At 62.4% G+C, this 25,488-nt stretch carries 26 protein-coding genes; 11 read left to right on the forward strand and 15 right to left on the reverse strand.

The genetic code is table 11. The features are described from left to right. The first annotated feature begins 86 nt into the window (after positions 1-86). Entirely contained in the window at positions 87-689 is a 603-nt protein-coding gene (locus ACESMZ_RS00280; RefSeq protein ID WP_372956103.1) for a methyltransferase family protein, read from the forward strand. Between the two features lie 29 nt (positions 690-718). Here ACESMZ_RS00280 and ACESMZ_RS00285 read toward each other — a convergent pair whose 3' ends face one another. From ACESMZ_RS00285 to ACESMZ_RS00305, 5 genes are all read right to left on the reverse strand, one after another. After that, on the reverse strand, positions 719-1,387 hold the full coding sequence (locus ACESMZ_RS00285; RefSeq protein ID WP_372956104.1) for a DUF6064 family protein: 669 nt from the start codon (positions 1,385-1,387) through the stop codon (positions 719-721). Continuing rightward, a complete protein-coding gene (locus tag ACESMZ_RS00290) occupies positions 1,387-2,316 on the reverse strand; it encodes an aldo/keto reductase (RefSeq protein ID WP_372956105.1) in 930 nt (309 codons plus the stop codon). The genes ACESMZ_RS00285 and ACESMZ_RS00290 overlap by 1 nt, the downstream gene beginning before the upstream one ends. A gap of 51 nt (positions 2,317-2,367) precedes the next feature. Continuing rightward, complete coding sequence (gene wrbA / locus ACESMZ_RS00295; protein WP_372956106.1) at positions 2,368-2,967, reverse strand: NAD(P)H:quinone oxidoreductase; 600 nt, start codon at positions 2,965-2,967, stop codon at positions 2,368-2,370. Positions 2,968-3,086: 119 nt separating this feature from the next. Beyond that, positions 3,087-3,575: a hypothetical protein gene (locus ACESMZ_RS00300; RefSeq protein ID WP_372972060.1), complete on the reverse strand. Its 489-nt coding sequence runs from the start codon at positions 3,573-3,575 to the stop codon at positions 3,087-3,089. 82 nt (positions 3,576-3,657) lie between these two features. Next, on the reverse strand, positions 3,658-5,196 hold the full coding sequence (locus ACESMZ_RS00305; protein ID WP_372956108.1) for an RICIN domain-containing protein: 1,539 nt from the start codon (positions 5,194-5,196) through the stop codon (positions 3,658-3,660). Positions 5,197-5,468: 272 nt separating this feature from the next. Between ACESMZ_RS00305 and gloA the strand changes: the two genes are divergently transcribed. Further along, positions 5,469-5,909 carry a lactoylglutathione lyase gene (gene gloA / locus ACESMZ_RS00310; RefSeq protein ID WP_372956109.1) on the forward strand — a complete coding sequence of 147 codons (441 nt, stop codon included), beginning with the start codon at positions 5,469-5,471 and terminating at the stop codon, positions 5,907-5,909. 13 nt (positions 5,910-5,922) lie between these two features. Here the strand turns inward: gloA and trxC are convergent, their stop codons facing one another. Beyond that, positions 5,923-6,357, reverse strand: coding sequence for a thioredoxin TrxC (gene trxC, locus ACESMZ_RS00315; protein ID WP_372956110.1), 435 nt, complete (start codon positions 6,355-6,357; stop codon positions 5,923-5,925). A gap of 130 nt (positions 6,358-6,487) precedes the next feature. On the opposite strand from trxC, the gene ACESMZ_RS00320 reads away from it, so the two are divergent. Both ACESMZ_RS00320 and ACESMZ_RS00325 read left to right on the forward strand, forming a co-directional pair. Further along, positions 6,488-7,225 (forward strand): spermidine synthase, encoded by a 738-nt coding sequence (locus ACESMZ_RS00320; protein ID WP_372956111.1) that lies wholly within the window; start codon positions 6,488-6,490, stop codon positions 7,223-7,225. Beyond that, positions 7,218-7,991, forward strand: coding sequence for an ATP-binding protein (locus tag ACESMZ_RS00325; protein ID WP_372956112.1), 774 nt, complete (start codon positions 7,218-7,220; stop codon positions 7,989-7,991). Before ACESMZ_RS00320 ends, ACESMZ_RS00325 begins: the two co-directional genes overlap by 8 nt. 20 nt (positions 7,992-8,011) lie before the next feature. Here the strand turns inward: ACESMZ_RS00325 and ACESMZ_RS00330 are convergent, their stop codons facing one another. Together ACESMZ_RS00330 and pdsR are read right to left on the reverse strand one after the other, a co-directional pair. Continuing rightward, entirely contained in the window at positions 8,012-10,003 is a 1,992-nt protein-coding gene (locus ACESMZ_RS00330) for an ATP-binding protein (RefSeq protein ID WP_372956113.1), read from the reverse strand. Between the two features lie 3 nt (positions 10,004-10,006). Then, entirely contained in the window at positions 10,007-10,708 is a 702-nt protein-coding gene (pdsR, locus tag ACESMZ_RS00335; RefSeq protein WP_372972061.1) for a proteobacterial dedicated sortase system response regulator, read from the reverse strand. A gap of 197 nt (positions 10,709-10,905) precedes the next feature. On the opposite strand from pdsR, the gene ACESMZ_RS00340 reads away from it, so the two are divergent. From ACESMZ_RS00340 to ACESMZ_RS00355, 4 genes are all read left to right on the forward strand, one after another. Next, on the forward strand, positions 10,906-13,020 hold the full coding sequence (locus tag ACESMZ_RS00340; RefSeq protein ID WP_372956115.1) for a marine proteobacterial sortase target protein: 2,115 nt from the start codon (positions 10,906-10,908) through the stop codon (positions 13,018-13,020). A 2-nt stretch (positions 13,021-13,022) separates the two neighbouring features. Next, complete coding sequence (locus tag ACESMZ_RS00345; protein ID WP_372956116.1) at positions 13,023-13,619, forward strand: class GN sortase; 597 nt, start codon at positions 13,023-13,025, stop codon at positions 13,617-13,619. A gap of 166 nt (positions 13,620-13,785) precedes the next feature. Further along, positions 13,786-14,028, forward strand: coding sequence for a GlsB/YeaQ/YmgE family stress response membrane protein (locus ACESMZ_RS00350; protein WP_372956117.1), 243 nt, complete (start codon positions 13,786-13,788; stop codon positions 14,026-14,028). 3 nt (positions 14,029-14,031) lie between these two features. Next, positions 14,032-14,433, forward strand: coding sequence for an MAPEG family protein (locus ACESMZ_RS00355; RefSeq protein WP_372956118.1), 402 nt, complete (start codon positions 14,032-14,034; stop codon positions 14,431-14,433). A gap of 75 nt (positions 14,434-14,508) precedes the next feature. On the opposite strand, the gene ACESMZ_RS00360 is transcribed toward ACESMZ_RS00355, so the two are convergent. Then, positions 14,509-14,715, reverse strand: coding sequence for a hypothetical protein (locus tag ACESMZ_RS00360; protein ID WP_372956119.1), 207 nt, complete (start codon positions 14,713-14,715; stop codon positions 14,509-14,511). Between the two features lie 286 nt (positions 14,716-15,001). On the opposite strand from ACESMZ_RS00360, the gene ACESMZ_RS00365 reads away from it, so the two are divergent. The 3 genes from ACESMZ_RS00365 to ACESMZ_RS00375 all read left to right on the forward strand — a co-directional run bounded on the left by ACESMZ_RS00365 (position 15,002) and on the right by ACESMZ_RS00375 (position 19,048). Next, complete coding sequence (locus ACESMZ_RS00365; protein ID WP_372956120.1) at positions 15,002-16,447, forward strand: rhomboid family intramembrane serine protease; 1,446 nt, start codon at positions 15,002-15,004, stop codon at positions 16,445-16,447. A gap of 268 nt (positions 16,448-16,715) precedes the next feature. Continuing rightward, positions 16,716-17,894 (forward strand): acyl-CoA dehydrogenase family protein, encoded by a 1,179-nt coding sequence (locus ACESMZ_RS00370; RefSeq protein ID WP_372956121.1) that lies wholly within the window; start codon positions 16,716-16,718, stop codon positions 17,892-17,894. A gap of 14 nt (positions 17,895-17,908) precedes the next feature. Continuing rightward, positions 17,909-19,048 (forward strand): acyl-CoA dehydrogenase family protein, encoded by a 1,140-nt coding sequence (locus ACESMZ_RS00375; protein ID WP_372956122.1) that lies wholly within the window; start codon positions 17,909-17,911, stop codon positions 19,046-19,048. A gap of 114 nt (positions 19,049-19,162) precedes the next feature. Here ACESMZ_RS00375 and ACESMZ_RS00380 read toward each other — a convergent pair whose 3' ends face one another. The 6 genes from ACESMZ_RS00380 to mnmH all read right to left on the reverse strand — a co-directional run bounded on the left by ACESMZ_RS00380 (position 19,163) and on the right by mnmH (position 25,364). Continuing rightward, the gene (locus ACESMZ_RS00380; RefSeq protein WP_372972062.1) at positions 19,163-20,617 is read right to left on the reverse strand and encodes a hypothetical protein; all 1,455 of its coding nucleotides are present in this window, start codon (positions 20,615-20,617) and stop codon (positions 19,163-19,165) included. A gap of 132 nt (positions 20,618-20,749) precedes the next feature. After that, complete coding sequence (locus ACESMZ_RS00385) at positions 20,750-21,115, reverse strand: histidine triad nucleotide-binding protein (protein WP_372956124.1); 366 nt, start codon at positions 21,113-21,115, stop codon at positions 20,750-20,752. Positions 21,116-21,173: 58 nt separating this feature from the next. Then, the gene (locus ACESMZ_RS00390) at positions 21,174-22,475 is read right to left on the reverse strand and encodes an FAD-dependent monooxygenase (RefSeq protein WP_372956125.1); all 1,302 of its coding nucleotides are present in this window, start codon (positions 22,473-22,475) and stop codon (positions 21,174-21,176) included. 93 nt (positions 22,476-22,568) lie between these two features. Continuing rightward, the gene (locus ACESMZ_RS00395; RefSeq protein WP_372956126.1) at positions 22,569-23,132 is read right to left on the reverse strand and encodes an aminoacyl-tRNA deacylase; all 564 of its coding nucleotides are present in this window, start codon (positions 23,130-23,132) and stop codon (positions 22,569-22,571) included. Positions 23,133-23,312: 180 nt separating this feature from the next. Continuing rightward, the gene (locus ACESMZ_RS00400; protein ID WP_372956127.1) at positions 23,313-24,161 is read right to left on the reverse strand and encodes a mechanosensitive ion channel family protein; all 849 of its coding nucleotides are present in this window, start codon (positions 24,159-24,161) and stop codon (positions 23,313-23,315) included. A 102-nt stretch (positions 24,162-24,263) separates the two neighbouring features. Continuing rightward, a complete protein-coding gene (gene mnmH / locus ACESMZ_RS00405) occupies positions 24,264-25,364 on the reverse strand; it encodes a tRNA 2-selenouridine(34) synthase MnmH (RefSeq protein WP_372956128.1) in 1,101 nt (366 codons plus the stop codon). Between the last annotated feature and the right edge of the window lie 124 nt (positions 25,365-25,488).

Below are 25,488 nucleotides of genomic sequence, written 5' to 3' on the forward strand. Positions count from 1 at the left end.
CCATCGCCGACTGACGGACTTTTCCACAGGGCAGCGGTCCGGTAACCTTGGGGTCTTCCCGAGTGCGACCGGACCTTGCGGCTCTAATGGCAGTAGACCTTTTCACACGACACTTCCTGGGCAGTTTCTTCCTGCTGATCGGTATCCTGTTTGCCTGTCGTGCCCTCGGGCTCTATGCCCGCCTGGGGTTCAGTCATATCAACTACGGCAATGCCGGCACGGCCACCTGGTGGAACCGGCAACTGTTCAATGGCTTCCGGGCGGCCATCCTGCTGGTGTGCCTGGCCCGCATGGTGTGGCCCATTGATCCCTGGCTCGGGGTGATTGGCTGGCTGTATCAGCCCCCGGTGCTGGTCTTGGGGGTGATGGTGCTGCTGGCGTCCTTTGGCCTGGCCAGTTATCTGCAGGCCTATATGCATGCCGACTGGCGTTCCGGCATCGACCGGGAGCGGAAGCCGGTGCTGATCACCTCCGGCCCCTACGCTCGCACCCGTAACCCGTTGTTCCTGGCGGTCATGCTTGGCCAGCTGGGTTTCTTACTGGCCCTGCCGAGCCTGTTCTCACTAATCTGCCTGATAGTGGGTGTTTGGGTTATCCGTCGCCAGGCCCTGGCAGAAGAGGCGGCCCTTGCCGAACTCTATGGCGAGCCCTACACCCGGTACCGACAACAGGTGCCCCGCTGGCTTTAGTGTGCCGTCCGGGCACGAAACCCTCCGGGCTATGAGCGGGCTCGGGTTAACGGTAGCCAGCCCGCCATCGCCAGCACGGCTCCGCACAGCATCCCCCAGCCTATTGGCGAACCCAGTCCCAGCAGGGTGGCGCCCCCGATCACGCTCCACAGCAGCGGTATCGGCAGGGCAAGCGCCAGCCATGGACCACGGGCGATTGCCAGCACAATCCCCAGCGTGGTGATGGCCACCGGATCCGGGAACAGCAGCCAGCTGTCAGCTTCGATCAGGGTCCGGTCATCCAGCAGGAAGCCGAGGGGGTGGATCAGGGTGCCCCAGGCGACAAGAATGATCGCGGCCAGGTGGCGGTGGGGTGCCGGTGACGAGAGCAACCGGGCCTTGCCAGCCAGCACCAGTAGCAGCAATCCCTGGAGGATGAAGGGGCCGATAGCCCAGGTGACGGCCCAGTTAATGGAGCGGTACTCGCCCCACAGGAAAGACCAGGTCACGAACAGCCAGGCGCACCCGGTGAGCACCAGGCTTACCCTTCGCCGGGTCTGGTGCGGCCTTGCCAGTGTCCATAGCAACCAGAGACCGGCAAGGGGGGACAGCAGCGCCATTGGCCAGTACCGCTCGTTGGCCCCGGCCACCAGGGCCCAGTACACCCGGGGTGAGAACAGCAGCAGATCTCCGGGGTGGTAGCTGAGCAGGGTATCCATCACACCGACCGGATGGTATCGACAATGCGTTCCCTCAACTGACTGTCCGGCAGGGGCTCGCTGGCTGCCGCCAGGTTCTCGCGTACATGGTCCACCCGGGTGGTGGCAGGAATGGCGCAAGTAACCGCCGGATGGGCGAGGATGAACTTGAGAATCAGCTGGGCCCAGGATCTGGCACCAATCTCACTGGCCCAGTCCGGTAGCGGTTTATTGGCCAGTCTTTCGGTCAGGGCGCCCTGGCGGAAGGGGCGATTGACGATAACGCCGATACCCTTCTCCCGGGCCAGGGGCAGGAGCCGGTCCTCTGCTTGCCGGTCCACCGGGTTATAGGTCAGTTGCACGAAGTCGATGGGTTCGGAACTCATGATCTGTTCCAGCTCCCGGTGCCGGCGCCCGTGGGAAGTGGTGATGCCGATGCTGCCCACCGCCCCTTCCTCCCGCATGGCCTTGAGGGTGTCCAGGTGCGCCTGCCAGCTCACCAGGTTGTGTACCTGCAGCAGGTTAAACTGGTCCACTCTCCAGAGCTCGGCGGACTCACGGCCCTGGCGCCGGGTGTCATCACCGTTCCGGGTCCAGATCTTGTCAGCGGCGAAAACCTTGTCACGGGCGTCCAGCTTGTCCAGGCCGTAGCCCACCGTGTTCTGTGACGAGCCATACATGGGGGACGAATCGATCACCGTACCACCACCGTCGAAAAAGGCTTTCATCACGTCGGCGCAGCTGTCCAGCAGGCGCTGGTTGTCGCCCACATTGAAGGTAATCCAGGTGCCAAGCCCTACGGCGGGCAAGGAGGCACCGCCACTGGGCGAACTACGGGCAAGGGGGGAGGTTGCTGCCCGCGGCAGGGAGAGAGGCAGCGCAGACAACACCGTACCTGCAGCCATGGCCTGCAGCAGGTGGCGCCGTCGTCGTGACCATTGGTGCGTCATGGGAACCTCCGGTCAGGGGCAGCCGGATTGGTCCGGCTGTCCGACATGGGTTCAGCTGAACAGTTTCACCGCCAGCCCCGCCACATGCTTGCCCTGGAACCGGGCAATGGCCAGTTCGCGATCGTCCGGCTGGCGGGAGCCGTCGCCCCCGGCGTAGGTGGAAGCGCCGTAGGGTGTACCACCACTGACCTTGGAGATATCGAAGAGTTCCGGGGTGCCATAGCCAATGGGTACCAGGGTCATGCCATGGTGGGCCAAGGTCACCCAGGTGGTGGTGATGGTCTGTTCCTCGCCGCCTCCGGTGCCGGTGGAGGTGAATACACTGGCCAGCTTGCCGAACAGCTTGCCCTGGGCCCAGAGACCGCCGGTCTGGTCAAAGAAGGTGCGCACCTGACCGGACATGTTGCCAAAGCGGGTCGGAGTGCCCACCAGGATCGCGTCGTAGTCCGCCAGTTCACCGGGAGTGGCTTCCTCGTACTGCTGGTCGGCCTTGCCGCCGGCGCTGGCGAAGGCCTCGGCGTCCATGGTTTCCGGAACCCGCTTGACGGTTACTTCGGCGCCGGAAACGCTCCCGGCGCCTTCGGCAACAGCCTTGGCCATGGTTTCCATATGTCCGTACATTGAATAGTAAAGCACCAGAACCTTTGCCATGGGGCATCTCCTTTCAGTGTGATCTGGGGGGGTGTCGTTGATACGTGGTTCATCCTAGTTCAGCCGACCGGGGGCTGAAATCGGAATATTTCGACACCTATCATCAAATCCACTGATGATCAGGAATCGCCCTCGGGGGTCGGCTGGTTTTCGGCCGGCGGGTAATAGACCTGAACCATGGTTCTGGCGCCTTTCATATGAGTTGCCAAGCGGGCGTCCGTGGGGCGTATGCGGATATTGGGAATGCGGTAGGTATCCGGGCTGTCCACAGTGGTGTCCGGGCCGGTTTCCCGGAGGATCTGGACCTGCTGACCGCCCTTGTCTGTCAGCACGGTGTAATCCGGCAGTGCCTCCCGGTACCACGCAACCACGTCTTCCGGAGACTGGCGGGTCAGGAATGCGGCCAGGGGCAGGCTCTGAACCGGGCCGTCGCCGGAACTGATATCGATGCCCCGGGTAGCGTGGATCAGCAGTTTGCTGCCGGGCACCACCGGCAGGGTGACCTGTTCTTCATTACCGTCAGTGATATCGCTGAGGGTGGAATGCGCGGGGGTCTGGGTGAGGGGCAGGGTCAGCAGGCAGAACATCAGCAGGCGCGGAATGGTCATGGTATTCACCTCCTTGTTATCGGGTGGGGACGGGAAAGCGGGGCAGTGGCGCGGCCGGTACCCCGTTCAGCTCGTGGCTGGTTCAGAGTTCACAACGTCCGGCGCCGGCGTTGCCCGCCACCTGCTCCCGTACAGCACGGGTGGGCAGCAGGTCGTACGGGTAGGGCGGCGTGAAGCTGGTGGTTGACGATACTCCGGGACCGGCAATGACGCAGTCGTTGGCAGATTCCCACTCCACGTCGATAAACTCGTTGCCACGGGTGTCCCAGTAACCGATCTGGTCGCTGTAGCAGGAAACAATCGGGTTGCGGCTGCTCTCGAACACGTTGTTGTCGATACGAACCTGGGCGCCCATACGGCTGTTGATGCCGGTATCAAGAATGTTGCGGTAGTAGTTGTTGTATATATGGGTGTCGCCGAAGCGGTTCAGGGGTGTGCGGGAGTAGGTGTTCTCCCAGAGATTGAAAGCATAGGTGATGCGGCGGTTGTTGTTGCTGTCGTTATCACTGTGGCCCGCCAGGGCGGTTTTCCAGCTGTCGTGCAGGTGGTTCCAGGTGATGGAGATGTTGTTGGCGTCTTTCTTGATGTCCACCAGGCCGTCGTAATAGTCCTTGTCCACATCCAGACTGTTGTAGATGGTGTTGTGGTCGATCCAGACATTGCTGGAGGGGCCTTCGATGCTGATCCCATCACCGTCACCTTCGCGCACATGGCGGATGGTCAGGTTGCGCACAATGATGTTACTGGCCCGCCAGATCTTGATGCCAATGCCATCAAGCACACCCCGGTTGCCGACCCCGATAATGGACACATCACTGATGTCCTTGACGTCCAGCTTGCTGGCGCCGGAGTTGGGCAGGTTGATGGTGCCGTCCACCAGGATGGTGAGCGGGGTGTTGTCGCCCTTGTTGGACAGGGCATCCAGCAGCTGTTTCCCGGTGCTGACAGTAACTGTGGTGCCGCCCGCGCCGCCGGTGGTGCCACCGCCCAGTGAGGCGTAGCCCACCGGGTCGCCCAGACAGGCGGTGGGGTTGCTGGTGCCGGGCTGGTCCGGGTCGGCGTCGCCATCACCGGGTGTGCCGTCGCCCGGGGCGCTGCCCACTTCCACGAAGCGCCACTGCTGGTTGGCGTTGCCTGTGTCAGTCCACTGGCGGATATCGCCACCGTTGTTGCTGCTCCACTCCCAGACATCCAGCGCCAGTCCGCTGTGGCGGGACAGGATCCGATAATAGCCGTTGCCGGATTCCTCAATCCGCCACTGCTGTTGCGGGCCCCCGTTCCAGCGCCACTGGCGGATCTCGCCACCCGGCTCGGTGCTCCAGCCATCGACATCAATGGACTTGCCGCTGTGGGCCGGGCGAATGGCGTAATAGCCGTTGCCCAGATCGGTGACATCGAAGTGCTGATTCCGTGCGTTATCCCCCTGTGCCTCCCATTGCTGCACATTGGCGCCGTTGGAGGTGCTGTTGCCAGCCACGTCCAGGGCCAGGCCGCTGTACCGGGACAGTATCTGGTAGCGGCCGTCATCGATGGCAGCCAGACTGCTGCTGGCTGCGGTACCCAGGGCAAATACAGTGAGGCCCTGAATCAGGTGGTTACGGAAGCTGGTGCTGATGGTCATGGGATCTCCCTATCGGATGATGGGTCATGGTCTGTGCGCCGGCGGGGGACTTCCTGCTCCCGCGGAACCGGCTACCAATGGCGTTATTGCCCCGGCACCGGGTGCCGGGTAATAACCGGACGGACATCATCTCGGGTCATTGCATCGTCAGACACCGATGGGTTGGCAATTTACCAACTTGTAAGACGGCGTCGTGACAATACCTGGCAGGACTTCTCCGCCGGGAGAAGCCGGTTATACTGGTGCCCTGAATCAATCAACGGGAGTCAGCCATGAGATACCTGCACACCATGGTCCGGGTCAGGGACCTGGACGAGTCGCTGCATTTTTACTGCAATCTGCTGGGTCTCAGGCAGGTTCGCCGCAAGGACGTGGAAAAGGGGCGTTTCACCCTGGTATTCCTGGCCGCGCCGGAAGACGAGCAGCGGGCAGAGGATGAGCAAGCACCCATGGTCGAGTTGACCTGGAACTGGGACCCGGAGGAGTACAACGGCGGTCGCAATTTCGGGCACCTGGCTTATGAGGTGGATGATATCTACCGTCTGTGCCAGCACCTGCAGGATCACGGCGTTACCATCAACCGCCCGCCCCGGGACGGTCGTATGGCTTTTATTCGCTCCCCGGACGGCATCTCCGTCGAACTCCTTCAGAAAGGCGAATCCCTGCCGATTAAGGAGCCATGGGCGAGTATGGAGAATTCCGGCAGCTGGTAGTTTTTCGGTCCTCCTATAACTGTTGCTGCAGCCAGGCATTGAGCTGGCTGGCCTGCATGGCACCGCTCTGACGGGCCACCTCCCGGCCGCCACGGAACAGGATCAGCGTGGGAATGCTGCGGATGCCATATTGCGCGGCGGCCTGCTGGGCCTGTTCCGTGTTGAGCTTGGCGAAGGCTACCTTGCCGGCCCATTGCCTTGCAGCGGCCTCAAAGCCTGGCGCCATGGCCTTGCAGGGGCCGCACCAGCTGGCCCAGAAGTCCACCAGCACCGGCAGGTCCGATTTCCCCACAAAGCCGGCCATGCCGGCGTCTGTCAGTTCCGCGAGATCACCGCTGGCCAGCGGCTTCTTGCAGGCGCCACAGTTGGGCCGGTCCTGCAGTCGGTCCGCCGGTACCCGGTTGGCCTTCTGGCAATGTGGGCAGACCACATGCTTGATATCGCTCATGGTTGAATCTCCGTCTGGGTTTGCAAAAAGATGGGGGGCAAGGCCCGCTGATTCAAGTGACACTCATCCAGCAATCATGTGGTGATTTGTCGCAAGTGGTAAGATGCGGTTTTTGACTTGGAGCCGGACCATGGGTCTTCTGTTTGAACAGATCGACAGCCAGCCATCCCCCCTGGGAGAGATCACCCTGCGCCGCCGCCGGATACCCGCCCTGGGTGACCGGGATATCTACGAGGTCAAGCTGGGCGAGGAGTTTCTCATGTCCAGCATGTTCGTGGATGCGGAAGTGGCGCTGGCGGACCTGACACTCGAAGTTACCCCGGGCGATGACCTGGCGGTGGTGGTCGGTGGCCTTGGCCTCGGCTACACCGCCGACGCGGCACTCAGGAATGATCGTGTTGGCGAGATGCTGGTGGTGGATGCCCTGGGCACGGTGATTCGCTGGCATGAGGAGGAAAAAGTACCCCTCGGACGCGTATTGAACGACGATCCCCGTTGCCGCTATATCCACGGCAGCTTCTTCGAACTGGCGGATCCGGACAAGGGGTTTGACCCGGAGCAGCCCGGGCGCCGGTTCGATGCCATCCTGCTGGATATTGATCATTCGCCGAGGGCGCTGCTGAACGAGTCCAACGCCACCTTCTATAATGCCGGATCCCTTGGGAAAATGGCCCAGCAACTCAAATCGGGTGGCATGTTCGGCATGTGGTCCAACGAGCCGCCGGACGAGGACTTCCTGGCCGTACTGGAAGAGGTATTCGTGGCCCCGGAGGCCCGGGTGGTGTCCTTTTTCAATCCCTTCCAGAACCGTGAGGCGACCAATACGGTCTACCTGGCCCGGGCGATGGGAGAGGCCGGCCATGACTGACCATGCGGTGGACTGGTCCCGTGACCTGGCAGCGGTGTGGCGCCGGCATCGCCAGGGGTTACGCCCGATACGGCGGCTGGATCCGGTACGCTGGGACCAGTTGCAGGGTATTGAGCGCCAGCAACAGGCCCTGGCCCGCAATACGGAGCGGTTCCTGGCTGGCGAGCCCTCCAACAACGCCCTGCTCTGGGGCTCCCGGGGTACCGGCAAGTCCTCCCTGATCAAGGCCACCCTGAACCGTTACGGCGAACAGGGCCTGCGGATGATCGAGGTGGACAAGGACGATCTGGTGAACCTGACGGAAATCGTCGATGAGCTCAGCGAGCAGCCCTGGCGATTTGTGATCTACTGCGATGACCTCTCCTTCGAGGCGGGCGAGTCCGGCTACAAGGCCCTGAAGAGCGTGCTGGAAGGGTCCCTGGAATTACCGCCTGAGAATGTACGGGTCTACGCAACTTCCAACCGGCGCCACCTGATGCCGGAGTTCATGGCAGACAACCTGCAGAGCGAGGTGAGGGGGGGCGAATTGCACCCGGCGGAGGCCATCGAGGAGCAGGTATCGCTGGCAGACCGCTTCGGGCTGCAACTGTCGTTCTACCCGTTCCCGAAAGATATCTACCTGCAGGCGGTGGATGCCCTGTTCCCGGACGTGGCCGACCGGGATACCCTGCACCTGCATGCCATGCGCTTCGCCACCAGCCGGGGCGGTCGCAGCGGACGAACGGCCCAGCAATTCTATCGCCAGTTCAGCGGCGACTTTGACTGAGGCTTCGTACCGGTATTAATTCAAAGTGCCGGCAGGGTCACATCAAAGCGCACACCCGGTACACCGTCATGCTTGTGGTTGCCGGCCTGCACCTGGCCATCGTGGTGCTCGGCAATCAGCCGCACGATAAGCAGCCCCTGCCCCAGATGGCCTTCGCCACTGCCTTCCCGTACTGAGACGAACGGGTTGAAAATCTCCCCAGAGAGGTCCCCGGGCAGGCTTGAGCCCTCATTGAAGACCGATAACCGAAGCTGGTCACCGGACCGCGTGAGGCTGACCAGCACCAGCCCGCCAGCCGGAGTGAAATCCCGGGCGTTATCCACCAGCTTGTCCAGCAACTGTACCATCAGCTCCGGTGAGCCGTTCATCCGGTACCCCGTCTCCGGGCCTTCGTAGTCAATGCGGTGATCCGGATCCAGGCCCTGGTAGGCGGCCGTGGCTTCCGAGATGACGGCGGCCAGGTCGAAGAGCTCACGATCGGCCTGGTCGAGACTCTGTTCCAGCCTGGCGGCCTCGCTCATGCCCTGCAATATCTGGCTCAGGCGGTTGGTCGCCTGGCGGGCGCGTTCCCGGTAGCCGGCCCGTTCGTCGTCGGTACGGGCATGTTCCAGGTTGTCCAGGGACGAGCGGATAACGGCGACCGGGGTTTTCAGTTCATGGGACAGGCGGCGGGAGAAGCTTTCAAGGTAGTCGGTATAGCCCTGTAACCGGTCCACCATATGCCCGAACTGCCGGTTGAGTTCGCCCAGCTCATCGGAAGCCCGGCTGGGGGGAATTCGTCCCAGGATGCGGCCATCCGGATCCACACTGGCGTTGACTGCCTTCTGCAGCCGTGCGATCCGCCAGGAAAGCCAGCTGGCATAGCCCAGCAGCACCAGCATCAGGCCAATGATCAGCAAGACGCTGCGGGCAATGACCGACCCCAGGGTATTGCCGGACAGGGCCAGGATCTGGTCGAGGGACTGGGTCAGCACCAGGCGCCGGCCATCGCCGGCGGAGGCGGCTGCCATCAGGTAAACCCTGTCGTCGCGCTGCACCAGTCCGCCTGTGCCAGGCTCCAGCCTGTGGGTCTGGTCCACATGCAACGGGCGGGGCTCGGGCTGATAGAGCCGTACCAGGGCCCGCAGGCCTGTGAGCGTGATCTGCTCGACGACCTCCAGGGGGGAGAGCTGCTCAAAGCTGCGGCCGGTACCGGGCAGGGACGCCTCGGTCCGGGCAATGAGCCAGCCGGCGGGTTCGCTCACGAAAACCTGTTGTCCCGGCGACAACAGGGTAGCCAGGCGGGCTTCCAGCAACGGGTCCTGTCCGGTGACCAGGGGTATCGGCTCCAGTGGGGTGCCGGCGGTCAGGTTCATGCCCGGGCGGGCCGGGTCGGGCCAGACCGCTTCCAGTCCCAGCTGGTCGCCGGGAGAAAGTGCGGGCAGGCGCAGCTCCACCTGATAGCCGCGACTGTCGGTGCGCCACTGGCCGGAGACCCGGTGGTCCTTGCGCGACAGGTTGTAGGGGAACCGGCCCACCACCTGGCCCGGCGTTGCTGTGCGGATGATCCGTTCGGTCACCAGAGTGTCGGTGCGCCATCGCAGCCGCAGAAATTCGTGGGGCTCATCAGGGGCGCCGGGGTCCAGGTAGACAGGATCAGGATGGTTGACCCGGATCAGAAGATAGGCGTAGCGGCCATGGGTCGCAGCCTGCCACCGGATGTCCGGCTGGCCGGGAGCACCCTGCCAGGGCTGGTCGCCATCGTGAAAGCCTGGCCAGTCATCACCATACCCGTCCACTTGAATGGCCTGGCTGGCCCGGTGCATGAAGATGGCGCTGTCCTCGTCTTCCAGCGATGGCTGGTCGCCCAGCTCTGTGGCGGTAACGTCGGCCATTCTCCGGGCCTGGCCATGCAGCTGTTCCTGCGCTTGGTCCCGCAGGGCCTGGTCCAGCTCCAGTACGAATTGCAGGCCCGCCCAGGGGATGACCAGCATCAGCAGGCTGGCCAGGAACAGTTGCCGTTTCAGGGTCAAGCGTTACACCTCACGGGCATGCCAGCGGTAGCCCATACCGTAGGCGGTCTGAATGCCGTCGAATGCCGGGTCGACCTGCTGGAACTTGCGGCGAATGCGCTTGATATGGGACGTCACTGTGTTGTCGTCCAGGACGGTGCTGGCCGCCTGCATCAGCTGGTCCCGGTTGCGCACATGGCCGGGGTGGCGGGCCAGGGCGTGGAGCATCCAGAACTCGGTTACGGTGAGGTCCACCGGCTGGCCATGCCAGGCAACGGTCATGCGATCCACGTTGATGCTCAGTCGCCCCCGCTGTACTACTTCATCGGGCTGCTGCAGCGCCTCGGCCCAGGCATCGGCACGCCGCAGCAGGGCCGTTATGCGGGCCAGCAGATGATCCAGGCTCATGTCCTTGGTCACATAGTCGTCCGCGCCCAGGCGCAGGCCGTGCACCGAGTCGATATCACTGTCACGGGCAGTGAGAAATATGATGGGCACCGTAGCTGACAGCCGGCGCAGGTCCTGGCACAGGTCAAACCCGCCCTCCGGCTCATTCCCCAGACCCACATCGATGACCGCCAGGTCCGGCAGGCGGATCTTCAGGGCCTGCCAGGCACTGCCCCGGTCGCCGTACAGGGCGACCTGGTAGCCCCGCCGTTCGAAGGCATCCCGGTAGTTCTCCCGGATGGCGGGTTCGTCCTCCACCAGCACGATCTGTTTCTTCATGGGTTCTGGTCACTTCTCTGCATGCGTTGGCCAAATGTAACGGTCCCGCCGGAGGCGGACAAGCGCGCCGGTGGCGTCTGCCACAATTCATCATTTTCTGCACGCCTCCCCGTCAGATTACAGCACGGATTCGTCGTTCCCCGGCGTTTTAATGGCCTTGTCGCAACACCAATGCCAACACAGAAGGAACCGTATCCATGCTGCCAGTGCAACCCTTACCCGGCTACCGTAAGCCTGCCCGCTCCCGCCGCCTTACCCGCAGGCAACTGCGGCGCATGGAAGGCGCCAGTCTCTGGCTGGCCATGCTGATGCTGCTGTTCGTGCAGCCACTGTTTGTGGAAGCCGCCGAACAGCAGGTGGCCCACGGCAGCGGCCAGTTCCACTTCCTGGGTGAAACAGGTCGCCAGCTGGCGCCTGTGCTGACCACTGACTACCAGGTGACGGTCACCGGCCTGCTGGCAGAAACCCGCCTGCAACAACGGTTCGGTAACGACTCGGACCAGTGGCAGGAGGGTGTCTACACCTTTCCGCTACCGGAGAACGCCTCGGTTCATGCCATGACCATGACTGCCGGCGAGCGGGTCATCGAGGGGGAGATCCGCGAGCGGGAGCAGGCGCGGCGGGACTATGAGGCCGCCAGGCAGGAGGGGCGACAGGCCGCCCGGGTGGACCAGCAACGCCCCAATCTGTTTACCACCCGGCTGGCCAATATTCCCCCCGGCGAGTCCGTTACCGTCGAGTTGCGGTTTCAGCAGCTGGTTTCCTACGACAGCGGGGAATTCCGGTTGCGACTGCCTACCACCCTCACACCCCGCTATACCCCCGGGCTGCCACAGGTTCCGGCGCAGACCGAATGGACCGGCGGCTGGGCCACGCCCACCGCTGAGGTGGCAGACGCTCACCGGATCACTCCGCCCCAGGTTGATGGCGGCAGCGTCGCTGCCGGCAGTCACCAGGCAACGATCGCCGTTGAGTTACGAACGGGGGTGCCGGTGGAGCGGATCGAGAGCCCCAGCCATGAGATCGCCGAAGTGCGCGACGGTGGGGCCGTAAGCGTTCGCCCCGTCTCGGATGCCATCGCCATGGATCGGGACTTTCTCCTGCGATGGCAGCCTCGGCGGGGGCGTGAGCCAGCCGCGGCGGTGTTCCATGAACGCTGGCAGGACGAAGACTATGTGCTGGCCATGCTGGTGCCCGGCGAGCAGGGTCAGCAGGCACTGACCTGGGAGCTGGTCCTGGTGATCGATACTTCCGGTTCCATGGCCGGGGAATCTATTCGCCAGGCCAGGGAAGCCTTGCTGACGGCGCTGGATACCCTGGCGCCGGAGGATTCCTTCAATGTCATCCAGTTCAGCAGCCAGGCCCGCCAGCTGTTTCCGGACTCTGTGGCGGCCACCGCAGACAACCTGGACCACGCCCGCCGTTATATACGAAGGCTGGAGGCCAACGGCGGGACCGAGATGGCGTCGGCCATCGGGGCGGCGCTGAGGGTCGAACCGGCAGTTCGCCGTGCCGATCTCCGGCAGGTGGTTTTTGTCACCGACGGCGCAGTTGGCAACGAGCAGGCCCTGTTCACTCAGATCCGTGAGCAACTGGGCGACAGTCGGTTGTTCACCGTAGCCATCGGTTCGGCCCCCAACAGGCATTTCATGCGCCAGGCAGCCCGGTTCGGGCGGGGCACCTGGACCTCGATCGGAAATCTGTCGGAAGTTTCCAGCCAGCTTGCCAGTCTGTTCGCGAAAATGCGGTCTCCGGCACTGGCGGATATCCGGGTGACCTGGCCGGACGGCTTCGATACCGAAACACTGGTTCCCGATAAAGTGGGCGATCTGTACCTGGGCGAGCCCATGATGCTGGTAGCCCGGGGTGCATCCCCGGAGGGCAAGCTGGACGTTACCGGCTCCCTTCCGGGGGCACGATCATGGCGACGGTCCCTGGCGCTGGACATGGCCGCGCCCGGAGCAGGCATTCACCGGCTATGGGCCCGGGGCCAGGTCGACCAGCTGCTGGACCGGGAGCTGTCCGGGCAGGTGGAAGAGCCGGTCAGGGAGCAGGTGCTGGACATTGCCCTGACACATCAGCTGGTTACCCCGTTCACCAGCTTTGTTGCCATAGACAGTACTCCGTCCAGGCCTGTTGATGAGGAGTTCGAGGGGGTGGCTGTGCCGTCGCTGATGCCCGCGGGCAGCGAACAGCAGCGCATCGGCTATCCCCGCACGGCTACCCCGGCACCCCTGCTGATGACTTCCGGCCTGCTCGGGCTGGCACTGGCTGGCCTGCTGGCCCTTTTCCGTCGTCTGCGGGAGGGCTGAGCATGGGACGGATGTTATTGATGCTGGTTACCCTGTCCGCCGGTTTGTTGCTGGCAGGGTTGTGGATCCCCCTCAAGGCGGTCATGGCCCAGGAGTTGCTCACCCTGGCCTGGGCGCGTACCCAGGTGGCCCAGCAGCAAAGCCCGCCGTGGCCGTGGGCAGATACCTGGCCGGTGGCACAGTTGCAGCTCCCCGGTGAGTTATCGACGCTGGTGGTGCTGTCAGGTGGGCATGGCGAAAGCCTGGCTTTCGGTCCTGGTCAGATGGCCGGCCCGGAACCCGGTGAACGGCCGTCCACACCGGTGGTGATTGCCGGCCACCGTGATACACATTTCCGGCCACTTAAGGGTATTCGTCCTGACGAGGAAGTGCGCCTGCAGTTTGCTGACGGTATCTGGCGCCGGTATCGGGTCGCCTCAGTCAGGATCGTTGACAGCCGCAAGGAGCAGATTGAGCTGAACCATTATGACCAGAACTCCCTGGTGCTGGTGACCTGTTACCCCTTCGACTCCCTTGATGCCAATGGCCCCCTGCGTTTCGTGGTGGAGGCGACGCGGGATCTGCCGTGGCCGGGACAGACATTGCCGGCCGGTGTCTGAGGCTTGCATGCGATTGAAAATCAGGGCAATCTCGATGCACTGAAAAGCGGATGGCCAGCCTGTGGAACCGGTTGGCTGTTGTTTGGTGTGCCATGGAATCCCGACGGAATCCGATCGCCATCCACGGGCGTATCCGGGGGGTCCCTGAACCGGGAGAAGAGCACGGATGAACCTGATTCTGTTTCTGGTAATCGGTGGTATAGCCGGCTGGCTGGCGGGCCTGATCATGAAGGGCCGTGGCTTTGGCGTACTGGCCAATGTGGGTATTGGTATCGTCGGCTCCTTTATTGGCGGTTTTCTGTTCCGGATGCTTCAGCTGTCGCCGGAAGGGCGAATCGGTGAACTTGTCACCGCGACGGTTGGTGCTGTGTTACTGCTGGCGGTGGTCAGCGCAATCAAGAAGGCCTGATCCATGCTGATGCCTGTAACGGCTGTTTATGCGGCGGTAACAGCCTTGCTGCTGCTGTTCCTTTCTTTCCAGGTTTCGAGGTACCGGCTGAAATACCGGCAGGGACTCGGCGTTAATGACGATGTTGAATTCCGGGTGGCCGACCGGGCCCAGGCCAACCTGGTAGAGTATGCGCCTCTCGCTCTCATCCTGATGGGGGTGGGTGAGCTCAATGGTGTCAGTGCCCAGTGGATCTACTGGGTGGGAATGGCGTTTGTTGGCGGGCGCATTCTGCATGCCTTTGGCATGTTCAATGGCCATGGTGGTCCCCACAAGGCTCGCCTGGTGGGTATCCTGCTGACCTGGCTCAGCATGGCGGTGATGGCCGTCCTGCTGGTGTGGAACGTGATTCAGGTTCAGCCCTGACGGTGCGCTGCGCCAGTCCTGTCAGATCAAAGGTAAAGCGCCCGTAAACCCTGCAGGGCCGGGCGCTGGTGTGTCTCAGACAACGAGTGCCAGGGCTCTGGCTCCCCGCTCGGTCTGGCTGTCTTCCTGCCGGGGGTAGTACGGCAAGTCCGGGGTCCGGATGTCTGCCTCCCCATGCACGACCCTGGCATCCTTCGCCGGAACCTCTGTTCCGGTCTGGGCGGCTTCTAGAGCTGCGGCGCGTGCAATCAGCTCCGGGCTATCCAGTACGAGTACGGTCATGTCGTTTTCCTTGTCTCATTGGGTCAGGCTATTATTCTTATTCCCGCATACTATCGTTGGTATCCGGGGGCTTGGCAATAGCTTGCGGCCATTCCCCCGGTTCGTTCTCTCCGATTGAATGACATTGTTGTGACGTCGGTATGACATGGGTGACTCCTCTTTCGGGTGGACGTTGAGGGTTTCTCCTGTTTCTTGCCAGGTCGTGCTATTACACCGGGAAATATTGGCCCCGCTGTGGTAGAAACCGTTCTGACCAACGACCGATTGTGATGAAAAGTGGCCGCCCATGTTTATCCTGCCTGCTGAACGGAAACTGGACTGGAAGCATCCGCCATGGATGACCCTGGCGCTGATACTGGCCTGCCTGCTGGTATTCCTGTTCTATCAGGCCAAGGACCCGCGCCTTATGGGACAGGCCATTGGCAGCTACCTGGATGCAGGCCTCGATGAGCTGGAGCTCCCCTTGTACCTGGACTACCTGGAACGACAGCAGTTGCGGGGAGAGACAGAGGCGGGCGAACGGCTGGAATACCTCAGGTTCCTTCACGGCGAGGGGGAGCGGGCCGGACTGGCAGCCGCGATTCTGACGGACCGGGCGTTCATGGATTACCTGGAGGGTAACCGGGAGCTGGTCATGAACAGCGCCGAACGTCGTTACTGGACCGAGCACCGGCCCCCCATCCAGGAGCGGTTCATCGATCAGTTGAGTGCCAATGAGGCGGGACTGATTCCTGCAGAACCGTCCCTGTACCGGTTTATTACCTACCAGTTCCTTCACGGTGGCTGGGGTCACCTGATCGGTAATCTCGTTTTCCTGTTCCTGTTGGGTTACACCGTGGAGAAAGCGCTGGGGCCGGGCCGCTATCTGCTGGCCTACCTGCTGTGCGGCGCCGTTGCCGGGGGTGTGCACGGGCTGTTCCACTGGAACGAGCCTGTGGCGCTGGTGGGAGCCTCCGGCTCCATTTCCGGGCTGATGGGCATGTACGTGGCATTCTATGGCCTGCAGCGAATCCGGTTTTTCTATTTTGTCGGTGTGTATTTCAACTACTTCCGGGCCCCGGCCCTGGTGATCCTCCCCGTCTGGCTGGGCAAGGAAATCTACGATTACCTCATGGCCGGAGCCACTGGTGTCGCTTACCTGGCCCACGCTGGCGGGCTGGCTGCCGGGGCTGCCCTGGTGCTGCTGCTGGGCAAGGGCTGGTTCCAGGCCCGTGAGACCTTCTACGAACCGGAGCAGGACGACCGGGACGAAGCCTTCTCCGCGGACTATGCCCACGCCCTGGAAGCCGTCGCCCGTATGGATTTTGACGCCGCCCGCAAGCGCTTCGAGGCGTTATGGCAGGCCAATCCGGACCGGCCGGTAGCGCTGGAGCACCTCTACCAGCTGGCCAAGCTGCGGCCGGACCTGCCCGCCTACCGGGAGCGTACGGTGGAGCTGTTACACGCCTACCTACGATTACAGCAACCCGAAAACCTCGTTAAAACCTGGCAGGAGTACCTGCAGCTGGCGGAGGACCGTCAGCCTCTGGAGCCGGAAGAGCATAACCGGGTCTTGTTTGCCGCCCTGCGTGGCGATGACCTCGGAATTGCTGAAAAGGCCTTCGCGAGACTTCGTGAACGGGGTGCGCCGGAACAGGTCCGGGAGGCGGGGCAGCTGCTGGCCGCCGAGTTCGGCAAGCGCCGCATGGAGCCCAGGGCCAACGAATACCGCCAGCTGCTGAAGTCACTCTGATGCGCTGCCCTTTCACTCACCGTACAGGGGTGTATTGTTTTTCTTTCGGCTAACCGTTTGTTTTTATTGATTGATGCGAAATTTCCAGCAAATCTTTCGCTTCAGGGACATGACAGGCCGGTTCCGGATAAGGCATTATTCGGTCGGTTATCCGCTTTATGTTTTTGCTGAGCGGAACACTATTCCAACGTGACACCGGCAGCCACGCTCCCCAAAACACCACTGGCCCGACACGAGGCCGCTGCGTGCTGCCCCAAGGAGAGCAAGCATGACTGATCTGGAAACCTTCCGTCAGGAAACCCGGGCATGGCTTGAGGAGAACTGCCCCCAGAGCATGCGATCCCCCTTCAAGAGCGACAAGGACGCTTGCTGGGGTGGCCGCAAATTCCAGTTCCAGAGCGAAGACCAGCGCCTTTGGCTGGAACGCATGGCGGAAAAAGGCTGGACGGCGCCTGACTGGCCCACCGAGTACGGCGGTGGTGGCCTGAGCCGCGACGAGCACAAGGTCCTGCTGGAAGAGATGGCCCGTATCCAGGCCCGCCCACCCCTGAACAGCTTCGGTATCTGGATGATCGGCCCTGCCATCCTGAAGTTCGGTTCTGAAGCGCTCAAGCAGCAGCACCTGCCCCCCATCGTTCGCGGTGAAATCCGTTGGTGCCAGGGCTATTCCGAGCCGGGTGCCGGTTCCGACCTGGCGGGCCTGCAGACAAAGGCCGAGGACAAGGGCGACCATTTCATCGTCAACGGCCAGAAAATCTGGACCTCCTACGCCGACAAGGCCGACTGGATGTTTGCCCTGGTGCGAACCAACCCGGACGTGAAGAAGCAGGAAGGCATCAGCCTCGTGCTGTTCGACATGGAAATCCCGGGGGTATCCACCCGTCCCATCAAACTGATCTCCGGTGAGTCACCGTTCTGTGAAACCTTCCTGGACAACGTCCGTGTGGAGAAAGACCAGGTGGTGGGTGAAGTGGACAAGGGCTGGACCATTGCCAAGTACCTGCTCACCCATGAGCGCAGCATGATCGGCAACATGGGCAGCACCGCAGCCGGCCAGAAGACCCTCGCCGACCTGGCAGTGGATGCAGTAGGCCTGGAGGACGGCAAGCTGGCCGACCCCATGCTGCGTACCGAGATAGCCTCCTGGGCCATCGACTCCATCGGTTACGAGCTGACCGCCGAACGGGCCCGGGACGAAGCCAAGTCTGGCCAGGGCGTGGGCAACGTCTCTGCCATGCTCAAGTATGCCGGCACCGAGCTGAACAAGCGTCGCTACGAGCTGCTGGTGGCCGCCTGGGGCAGTGAAGGCCTGCTTTGGGAAGGGGACAACCGGCCAGCCGGCGCCTTGCCGCAACAGTGGCTGCGTACCAAGGGTAACTCCATTGAAGGAGGCACCACCGAGGTTCAGCTCAACATTATCGCCAAAAACATTCTCGGACTGGGCTAAGGGCGGAGACGATCATGCAAAAGCTTGTACTGACTGAAGAACAACAGATGCTGAAGGACGCTGCCCGAGGCCTGTTCAGCGAGCAGGCCCCGGTGTCCCAGCTGCGCAAACTGCGGGATGAGAAAGACCCCCTGGGCTACGTGCCGGCGTTCTGGAACCAGGCGGTTGAACTGGGCCTGGCGGGTACCCTGATTCCGGAAAGCCATGGCGGCTCCGAGTTTGGTCACGTGGGCATGGGGCAGGTGATGGAAGAGGGTGGCCGCACCCTGGCCGCCTCGCCCCTGTTTGCTTCCGGCGTTCTCGGCGCCTGCGCACTGATGCTGGCCGGTAACGACAGCCAGAAGGAAACCCTGAAGGGCATCGCCGACGGCAGTCACCTGATGGCCCTGGCCATTGACGAAGCCGGCCGCCACCAGCCCCTGCGGGTAGCCACTAAAGCCGAGGCCCAGGGCGAAGGCTTTGTGCTCAACGGCAACAAGACCTTTGTAGTGGATGGTCACGTCGCCAATACCCTGATCGTTTCCGCCCGCACCGGCGGTGGTGAACGGGACGAGTCCGGCATCACCCTGTTCCTGGTGGATCCAAAGGCGGAAGGTGTGAGTGTTGAGCGCACTATCTTCCCGGACGGTCGCAACTACGCGAAAGTGACCCTGGAAAACGTCGCCGTTGGTGCGGATGCGGTACTGGGTAACAAGGACCAGGCTGCCGGCCCGCTGCGGAAGCTGCTGGATATCGGTAACGCCCACCTGGCGGCGGAGCTGCTGGGGCTGTCCAGTGAAGCGTTCGACCGTACCGTGGCTTACATGAAGGAGCGAAAGCAGTTTGGCGTGTATATCTCCTCCTTCCAGGCGCTGCAACACCGCGCCGCCCATATGTGGAGCGAGCTGGAGCAGCTGAAGTCCATGGTGCTCAAGGCGTTCATGGCCCTGGACGCCAATGACGACCAGGCCTCCATGCTGGCCAGCGCTGCCAAGGCCAAGGCCAGCCAGGTGGCGGAGCTGGTCACCAATGAGGGCGTTCAGCTCCACGGTGGCATGGGCATGACCGACGAATTCGATATCGGTCTGTTCATGAAGCGTGCCCGCCCGGTACAGCTGTTGCTGGGTGATTTCCGCTACCACGCGGACCGGGTGGCGAGCCTCAAGGGTTTCTGACCCGAAGCAGCCCACCCTCTGTCTGCGTCAGAGTTCGTGTCGCAGGCATCTGATAAAAAGGCGACGGGGCCCTAGACCCCGTCGCCTTTTTTCATGGTCGCCGTATTTGCCGGATTACTCGTGCCGGGGGGCAAAGCTGGCCCGGGGCGCCTTGAGGGGTTCCTGGCGGCGGCCCCGTTCCAGGTAATGGTTGATAGTTTCTGTCAGTACGGGGTCACTGGTGTGTTTAGCGGCAAAACGGAGGAAACTGCCGGCCTTGTCCCACTGTTCAAATCCGTTGGCGAGTATTCGCGCCACCAGCAGGTAAGCCGGTGCGATCTGATCGCTGTCCGGAAAGCGCTTGTGGAAGTCCCGCAGTAATTGCAGCGCCGGTTTCGGCTCGTGTTGCAGGAACAGCAGGTCAGCGCTGGCCACTGCCAGTTCCGGGTCTGCAACCTGGAAATCCGGGTCCTGCTGTCGCAGCAGGGTCAGCAGGGCTTTCATTTCCCGGTGACGGCGCAGGGCGACCATCCATCGCAACAGCTTGCTGTGATGACGAGCGAGGCTCTGCCGGTCATTGCGGGCCAGGGCGAGGCGATAAAGCTGCTCGAGCCGGTTCGGATTGGCCGGATCACGCTTCAGGGACTCCTCAAGGATGCCCGCCACCCGGTCGTAGTTGCCTTCCTTGAGGTTCATGTCGATATCCGCATCGATACGTCGGCTGCGGTCCCGTTGCGGGTCCGCCTGCGTGTCATCATCCTGGTAGTCACTGGCGAAGCCCAGTTCCTGCTGGTACTGGAATAAAAGGTATCCGAGCATGTGGAACAGAATCAGCATATAGGTGCTGTTGAGAAAGCCTGTCAATGGCTGGGCTATCACCGGGTCCAGGTGGCTGACGGCAAAGTCCTGGGCGGCACCCGACGCCATGGTCATCAGGACCAGGAACCCGTACAGCAGGAAATAGGGCCAGCCGATAGCGGTTATCAGAGCAGTGAGATTCAGTGGGTTAAGCGCGGAAAACACCGAATTTTCCATGGCCAGCACCATAATGGAGGCAGGCAGGGCCAGCACCACCAGGGCACCGACCACCAGGCCCGGAATCGGTCCCAGCACCGCCATGGCAAACCCCACCAGCAGCACCATGGCAATAAATACCACCATCTGCTGTATACCGATGGCGAAGCCATCACCGGACCAGGCGGCGTTAACCGGGGGTGGTTTCATGTGACCTTCCGCCGTGTGGCGTATCACCGCGTAGGTGTACTTGAACAGCACCAGGGCCAGCACCACATAGGTAATCCAGCCCAGAATTCCCTGGCCGAGAAAAACAGGTACAAGGGTACAGAAGGCCACCACCATCAGGGGGTCCCGGTGGAACGGGTAGCGGAAGAATGCTGAAAGCCTCTGCCAGAAGGGCTCTGCTTCCGTGGCAGCGCCAAGGTAGCGCAGGGTGCGGCCACAGTGGGGGCACAGCCCGTGCTGACGTCGGGGATCGGCATCCGGCATGCAGCCCGAGCAATAATGGATCAGGCACTCACCGCACACCCACTTGGCGGGCTCCAGGGGGTGGTAATGACAGTCATTTTTCACAGCGTTGTTCCTGGCAGTACAGGTTCCAATGATTACAGATCGGAAGGGCGCAAACCAAGGCTGTGATACCGTTTCGTGGATGAGTACCGGTCTGGCTGGCGAACCGGGGCGGCTGATCGCCCCGGCGGGAGATCAGGCCTGTTTCATCTTGTCCGTATACGGGGGCCAGCCCAGGGGCTTGCCCGCCAGCAGATGCAGGTGGATGTGGAAGACTGTCTGGCCGGAGTTCTCGCCACAGTTCATGACGGTACGATAGCCATCGTCGGCAAAGCCCATTTCCCGGGCCAGCTCTCCTGCCACCCAGTAGAGGTGGCCGACCAGTTCCCGGTCGTCCTTGCCGATATCGTTGATAGTGGCGATTTCCTTCTTGGGGATGATCAGCAAATGCACCGGCGCCTGGGGATTGATGTCCCGGAAGGCGAGGCTGATGTCGTCTTCGTAGACGATATCGGCGGGAATTTCCCGGTTGATGATCTTGCTGAAGATGGTTTCTGCCATGTCTGGGTCCTTTTTGTTTCGTCGGCTGATGGTCGGTGTTGAGGTATTTCGGGGCAGGCTACCCGGCCTTTTTCCAGGGTGTGGGTAACCGTCTGAGTAGCGTCTCTACCGGTGCCGGCAGGCGCTCATCAATGCCCATGGCGTAGCGGGCCACTCGGTTGCGCGCAAAGGGCAGGCCCTGGGCCAGGCCCAGGCCCAGGTTGCGCATGGCCCAGAGTGGTGTCCTGCGGTTGCTGAACAGATGATAGAAGGCATCCATGACCAGCATCATGCGCCGGTTGGCGGGGCGCCGAGCGTCTTCGTACCGGGCCAGCAACGACGGGTCGGCGGGGTCCCGGCCCTGGCGTCGGGCCTCATCCAGCAATGTCTGCAGGCAGAGGGCATCCTGGAAACCCAGGTTGACCCCCTGGCCGGCCAGGGGGTTGATGGTGTGGGCAGCGTCCCCCACCAGGACCACCCGGCCGTGGAAATAGCGATGGGCATGCTGGCGGGCGATGGGGAAACTGGCCCGGGCAACCACGGCGGTCAGGTCGGGAAGTTCTTCCGGGAAGGCCTCGCTGACCCGGGCGATAAAGGCGGTTTCGCTCAGGGCCTTGAGATCACTGAGTACCGACGGGTCGTCGTACCAGACCAGGGATGCCCAGCTTTCCCCCTGGTGGGCCGGACCTGCGCTGTGCAGTGGCAGGAAGGCCCTGGGGCCGCTGCTGTGGAAGGCCTGCCAGGTGATGTCTTCGGGGCTGCCCCGATAGCGCACGCTGGCCACCAGGGCCTGCTGTTGGTACTGGTCACGGCTGACGCCGATACCGGAAAGCTGGCGCACCCGGGAGCCGGCCCCGTCAGCGCCAATCAGCAGGCGGCCGGTGACCGTGTGCCCGTCATCCAGGGTTGCGGTAATCTGGCTGTCGTTGCCAGACAGTGACTGGATGCCGGCGCCGCTGTATAGCGTGATCGTGGGCTGACGGTTCGCCCGGTCCCAGAGGGCCTTCTGGGTGACCCGGTTTTCCACGATATGGCCCAGGTGGGAGGTTTTCAGGTCGCGGGCGGAAAAGATGGTTCTGGGGGGCGGGACGGGCATCAGGCGCGCCACCGGGTGTTCGGGTGCTTCCCACACGGCCAGTCGGCGATAGGGGGTCGCTGCCATGGCGAGGATATCGTCCCAGACACCCAGCTCACGCAGGTATCGCTCGCTGCCCGCACTGAGGGCTGATACCCGGATGTCCGGGTCGTCCCCGGCGGAGAACTGTGGCGCCGTGCCCTGATCAATCAGTGCTATCTGATGGCCCCGGGCCGCCAGCCCGTTGGCAATGGCGGCGCCCACCATGCCGGCGCCCACCACGATAAAGTCGAAGGTCTGAGTCATATCAAAGTCCCTGGTCAGACCTCCAGTTTACGGACCTCGCCGTGACTGGCAAGCGCAGACTGGCCGGACGGCGCCGGTCTGCTGTGGCGTGCCTCAGTACCCGGCCAGTTCCCAGTGCTCCATCTGCTCTTCGGATGGCAGGGGCCGTGCCTTCTGGCGCCGGTGCATCCAGGCCGGCTTGCGGGCACCGGGCCGGATAAAGCCCTTTTCGATCACCACAGGGTTTGCCAGTGCCAGGAAATCCGCTGTCTGCATGTGTATGGACTCCTCGTGGGAGCCGGCAGCAAAGGCGATATCCGGTTGCCGGGTCAGGGCTTCACAGCAGTAAACCGGCATGTTGAACAGGTTCCCGAACGGGGGCATGGCGCCTACCTCGCAGTCGGGAAAGCGGTCCTTGAACTCCATCTCATCCGCCAGTTCGACGAAGTCTGTCTCCAGCACGTCGCTCAGGCGTTCCCAGTGAATTCGCCAGGTGGCAGGCATTACCAGCATGGCCATCTTGCCATCCAGCTCGATGATCACAGACTTGGCCACCCGGTCGCCGGCAATGTGGCCGTGGTGGGCAAGCTGCTGGGCGGTATAGGCGGGTGGGTGGCTGAGGGCAATGTAATCGACCCCGGATTGATCAAGGAAGGCTTTCAGCTGTTTTCCCGGCATCTTGAACCTCCTGCCAGTGCGACGGTTTTGGCCAGAGATCATGAGGTCCCCGGCCAGCGGCGTTATTCGCTAGCTTAGCCGAGTGTGCGCGGATTGCGAGCTTCGGAATCTACGGAGTGTGATGGAGTGCGCCAGTGTGATGTGAAAGGACCGCCCAGGGGTGGGGCGGTCCCTGAAGGGTCACTCGGCGCTGGGGGCACTGTGCTGGTATACATGGACATCCCGCTGGGGGAAGGGGATGGTGATGCCCTCGGCGTCGAACGCCTTCTTGATCTTTTCGTGCATGTCCCAGTAGACCGGCCACAGATCGTCGGTTCCGGTCCACGGACGAACGATGATGTTGACGGAATTATCACCCAGGGAACCCACGGCTATGCGGGGCTCCGGGTCCTTCAGCACCCTCTCGTCCTCGTCCAGGCAGCGTTTGATAATGGCCTTGGCCTTGTCGATGTCATTGTCATAGTGGATACCGAACGTCATATCGCAACGACGGGTCTCGTAGTAGCTCACGTTTACCAGGGAGGCGTTGGCGAGAGCTCCGTTGGGCACGATAATGCGGCGATTGTCGAAGGTGTTGATGATCGTATACAGAATATTGATTTCGTCTACCGCACCAAGAAAGCCCTGGGCTTCGATCGTATCGCCTACCTTGAACGGCTTGAAGATGAGAATCAGCACCCCGCCGGCAAAGTTTGCCAGGCTGCCCTGCAATGCCAGGCCGATTGCCAGACCGGCGGCACCAATGATAGCGATGAAAGAGGTGGTGGCGATGCCCACCATGGAAGCCACGGAAATCAGCAGCAGGATTTTCAGTACGATGCCGACCAGGCCGCAGAGGAACTTGTTGAGGCTGGGGTCCTTGGCCTTGAGGCGTGCGTCGAGCACATTGACCAGCCGGTTGATCAGCCACAGGCCCACCAGCAGGGTGATGATGGCGAGAACCACCTTGGGGGCATACAGCATGATCATTTCCACGGCCATATCCAGCCATTCACCGGCCTTGCCGCTTTCGCCAAACAGGTCTTCCATTATTGTCTCCCGGTTTTCTGTGTGATTGAGCGTGTGGTACGAGATCCAGCTGTGAATCCGTTGACGTAATTCGGTACTTTATTCAGTACTTTCCCGTCTGCCTTACGCGGTTCTGGCCAGTGTGGCCCACTCCACCAGGTCCTGCGGGCCACCAGAGGTCACGATGCGGCCCGACTTCTGGCTGAGCTGATAGTCATACATAGGATCATAATAGTCAGTCAGCAGCGATTTTATCCAGTCGTTGTGGGCGGCTGTGTTTCCTGTTGTCGCCTGCTCGGCCAGGGCCGCTTCCATCACCTGCCGCAGGTGTTGATACCGGTCGCCACCCAGGCGTTTGCGGATACGGTCCAGGGCACTGAGCAGGTAGTCACGGAAGTTTTCCCAGCCGGCTGCCTCGCCATCCCGGGTCCGGAACGCCTGAACCATATCCTCCACGTAATCTTCGCGGATGATATCGATCCGCGCATTCAGGGGGCGCTCAAGAATCAGCAGGGGTGCGGACGACATGCGTTCACGCAGGTCCAGGGGCAGGGCACAGCGCCCCACCAGGCGGCTTTCGTCTTCCAGGTAGATTGGGCCGCCTCGTTCGGACGCCTTGAGCATCGCCACTGCCAGGGCGTTCTCGAAGTCGATCTGGGAGGGCTGGGGCGTCACCTGGCGGCCGAAGCTGGAGCCCCGGTGATTCGCCAGCCCTTCCAGGTCCACCGGATTGGGCAGCTGATGCAGCACCCGTGTCTTGCCGGTGCCGGTACGGCCCCCGATGATATGAAAGGTACCGGAGCGGACAATGTCATCCAGGGTATCGATGAGAAACCGGCGAAGGGCCTTGTAACCGCCCTTCACCAGCGGGTATTCAACGCCGGCTTCCCGCAGCCACTGCTGGGTCAGGCGTGAGCGAAGGCCGCCCCGGAAGCAGAACAGGTAGCCTTCCGGGTGCTCCAGGGCGAAACGCTTCCAGGCGGCAATCCGCTCCGCCTTGAGGTCGCCGGAAACCAGCTGATGCCCCAGCCGGATGGCCTCGTCCTGTCCCTTTTCCTTGTAGCAGATGCCTACCCGGTGGCGCTCCTCGTCGTTCATCAGGGGCGCATTCACGGTATTGGGGAAGCTGCCCCGGGCAAATTCCACCGGCGCGCGAACATCCATCATCGGCGTGTCGTTGATGAACAGCTGGCGGTACTGGTCGGTATCGGGTCGGGTGCTCATGCCTGGAAGACGTCGTCCATTGCGCGTTAAAAGGCGCCAGTATAACGGATGGGCCCCCGCCCTGTCGTGGAGGCGGCTGTAAAGGCGCCATCCGGGTGTAAAATGCCGGCTTTGCTTGCCGAGG

It is taken from the genome of Marinobacter sp., from assembly GCF_041690615.1.
GTDB lineage: Bacteria > Pseudomonadota > Gammaproteobacteria > Pseudomonadales > Oleiphilaceae > Marinobacter.

Coding starts and splice junctions, on each gene's coding strand:
- ACESMZ_RS00280 (WP_372956103.1), top strand. CDS start 87: ATGGCAGTAGACCTTTTCACACGACACTTCCTGGGCAGTTTCTTCCTG.
- ACESMZ_RS00285 (WP_372956104.1), bottom strand. CDS start 1,387: ATGGATACCCTGCTCAGCTACCACCCCGGAGATCTGCTGCTGTTCTCA.
- ACESMZ_RS00290 (WP_372956105.1), bottom strand. CDS start 2,316: ATGACGCACCAATGGTCACGACGACGGCGCCACCTGCTGCAGGCCATG.
- wrbA (WP_372956106.1), bottom strand. CDS start 2,967: ATGGCAAAGGTTCTGGTGCTTTACTATTCAATGTACGGACATATGGAA.
- ACESMZ_RS00300 (WP_372972060.1), bottom strand. CDS start 3,575: ATGACCATTCCGCGCCTGCTGATGTTCTGCCTGCTGACCCTGCCCCTC.
- ACESMZ_RS00305 (WP_372956108.1), bottom strand. CDS start 5,196: ATGACCATCAGCACCAGCTTCCGTAACCACCTGATTCAGGGCCTCACT.
- gloA (WP_372956109.1), top strand. CDS start 5,469: ATGAGATACCTGCACACCATGGTCCGGGTCAGGGACCTGGACGAGTCG.
- trxC (WP_372956110.1), bottom strand. CDS start 6,357: ATGAGCGATATCAAGCATGTGGTCTGCCCACATTGCCAGAAGGCCAAC.
- ACESMZ_RS00320 (WP_372956111.1), top strand. CDS start 6,488: ATGGGTCTTCTGTTTGAACAGATCGACAGCCAGCCATCCCCCCTGGGA.
- ACESMZ_RS00325 (WP_372956112.1), top strand. CDS start 7,218: ATGACTGACCATGCGGTGGACTGGTCCCGTGACCTGGCAGCGGTGTGG.
- pdsR (WP_372972061.1), bottom strand. CDS start 10,708: ATGAAGAAACAGATCGTGCTGGTGGAGGACGAACCCGCCATCCGGGAG.
- ACESMZ_RS00340 (WP_372956115.1), top strand. CDS start 10,906: ATGCTGCCAGTGCAACCCTTACCCGGCTACCGTAAGCCTGCCCGCTCC.
- ACESMZ_RS00345 (WP_372956116.1), top strand. CDS start 13,023: ATGGGACGGATGTTATTGATGCTGGTTACCCTGTCCGCCGGTTTGTTG.
- ACESMZ_RS00350 (WP_372956117.1), top strand. CDS start 13,786: ATGAACCTGATTCTGTTTCTGGTAATCGGTGGTATAGCCGGCTGGCTG.
- ACESMZ_RS00355 (WP_372956118.1), top strand. CDS start 14,032: ATGCTGATGCCTGTAACGGCTGTTTATGCGGCGGTAACAGCCTTGCTG.
- ACESMZ_RS00360 (WP_372956119.1), bottom strand. CDS start 14,715: ATGACCGTACTCGTACTGGATAGCCCGGAGCTGATTGCACGCGCCGCA.
- ACESMZ_RS00365 (WP_372956120.1), top strand. CDS start 15,002: ATGTTTATCCTGCCTGCTGAACGGAAACTGGACTGGAAGCATCCGCCA.
- ACESMZ_RS00370 (WP_372956121.1), top strand. CDS start 16,716: ATGACTGATCTGGAAACCTTCCGTCAGGAAACCCGGGCATGGCTTGAG.
- ACESMZ_RS00375 (WP_372956122.1), top strand. CDS start 17,909: ATGCAAAAGCTTGTACTGACTGAAGAACAACAGATGCTGAAGGACGCT.
- ACESMZ_RS00385 (WP_372956124.1), bottom strand. CDS start 21,115: ATGGCAGAAACCATCTTCAGCAAGATCATCAACCGGGAAATTCCCGCC.
- ACESMZ_RS00390 (WP_372956125.1), bottom strand. CDS start 22,475: ATGACTCAGACCTTCGACTTTATCGTGGTGGGCGCCGGCATGGTGGGC.
- ACESMZ_RS00395 (WP_372956126.1), bottom strand. CDS start 23,132: ATGCCGGGAAAACAGCTGAAAGCCTTCCTTGATCAATCCGGGGTCGAT.
- ACESMZ_RS00400 (WP_372956127.1), bottom strand. CDS start 24,161: ATGGAAGACCTGTTTGGCGAAAGCGGCAAGGCCGGTGAATGGCTGGAT.
- mnmH (WP_372956128.1), bottom strand. CDS start 25,364: ATGAGCACCCGACCCGATACCGACCAGTACCGCCAGCTGTTCATCAAC.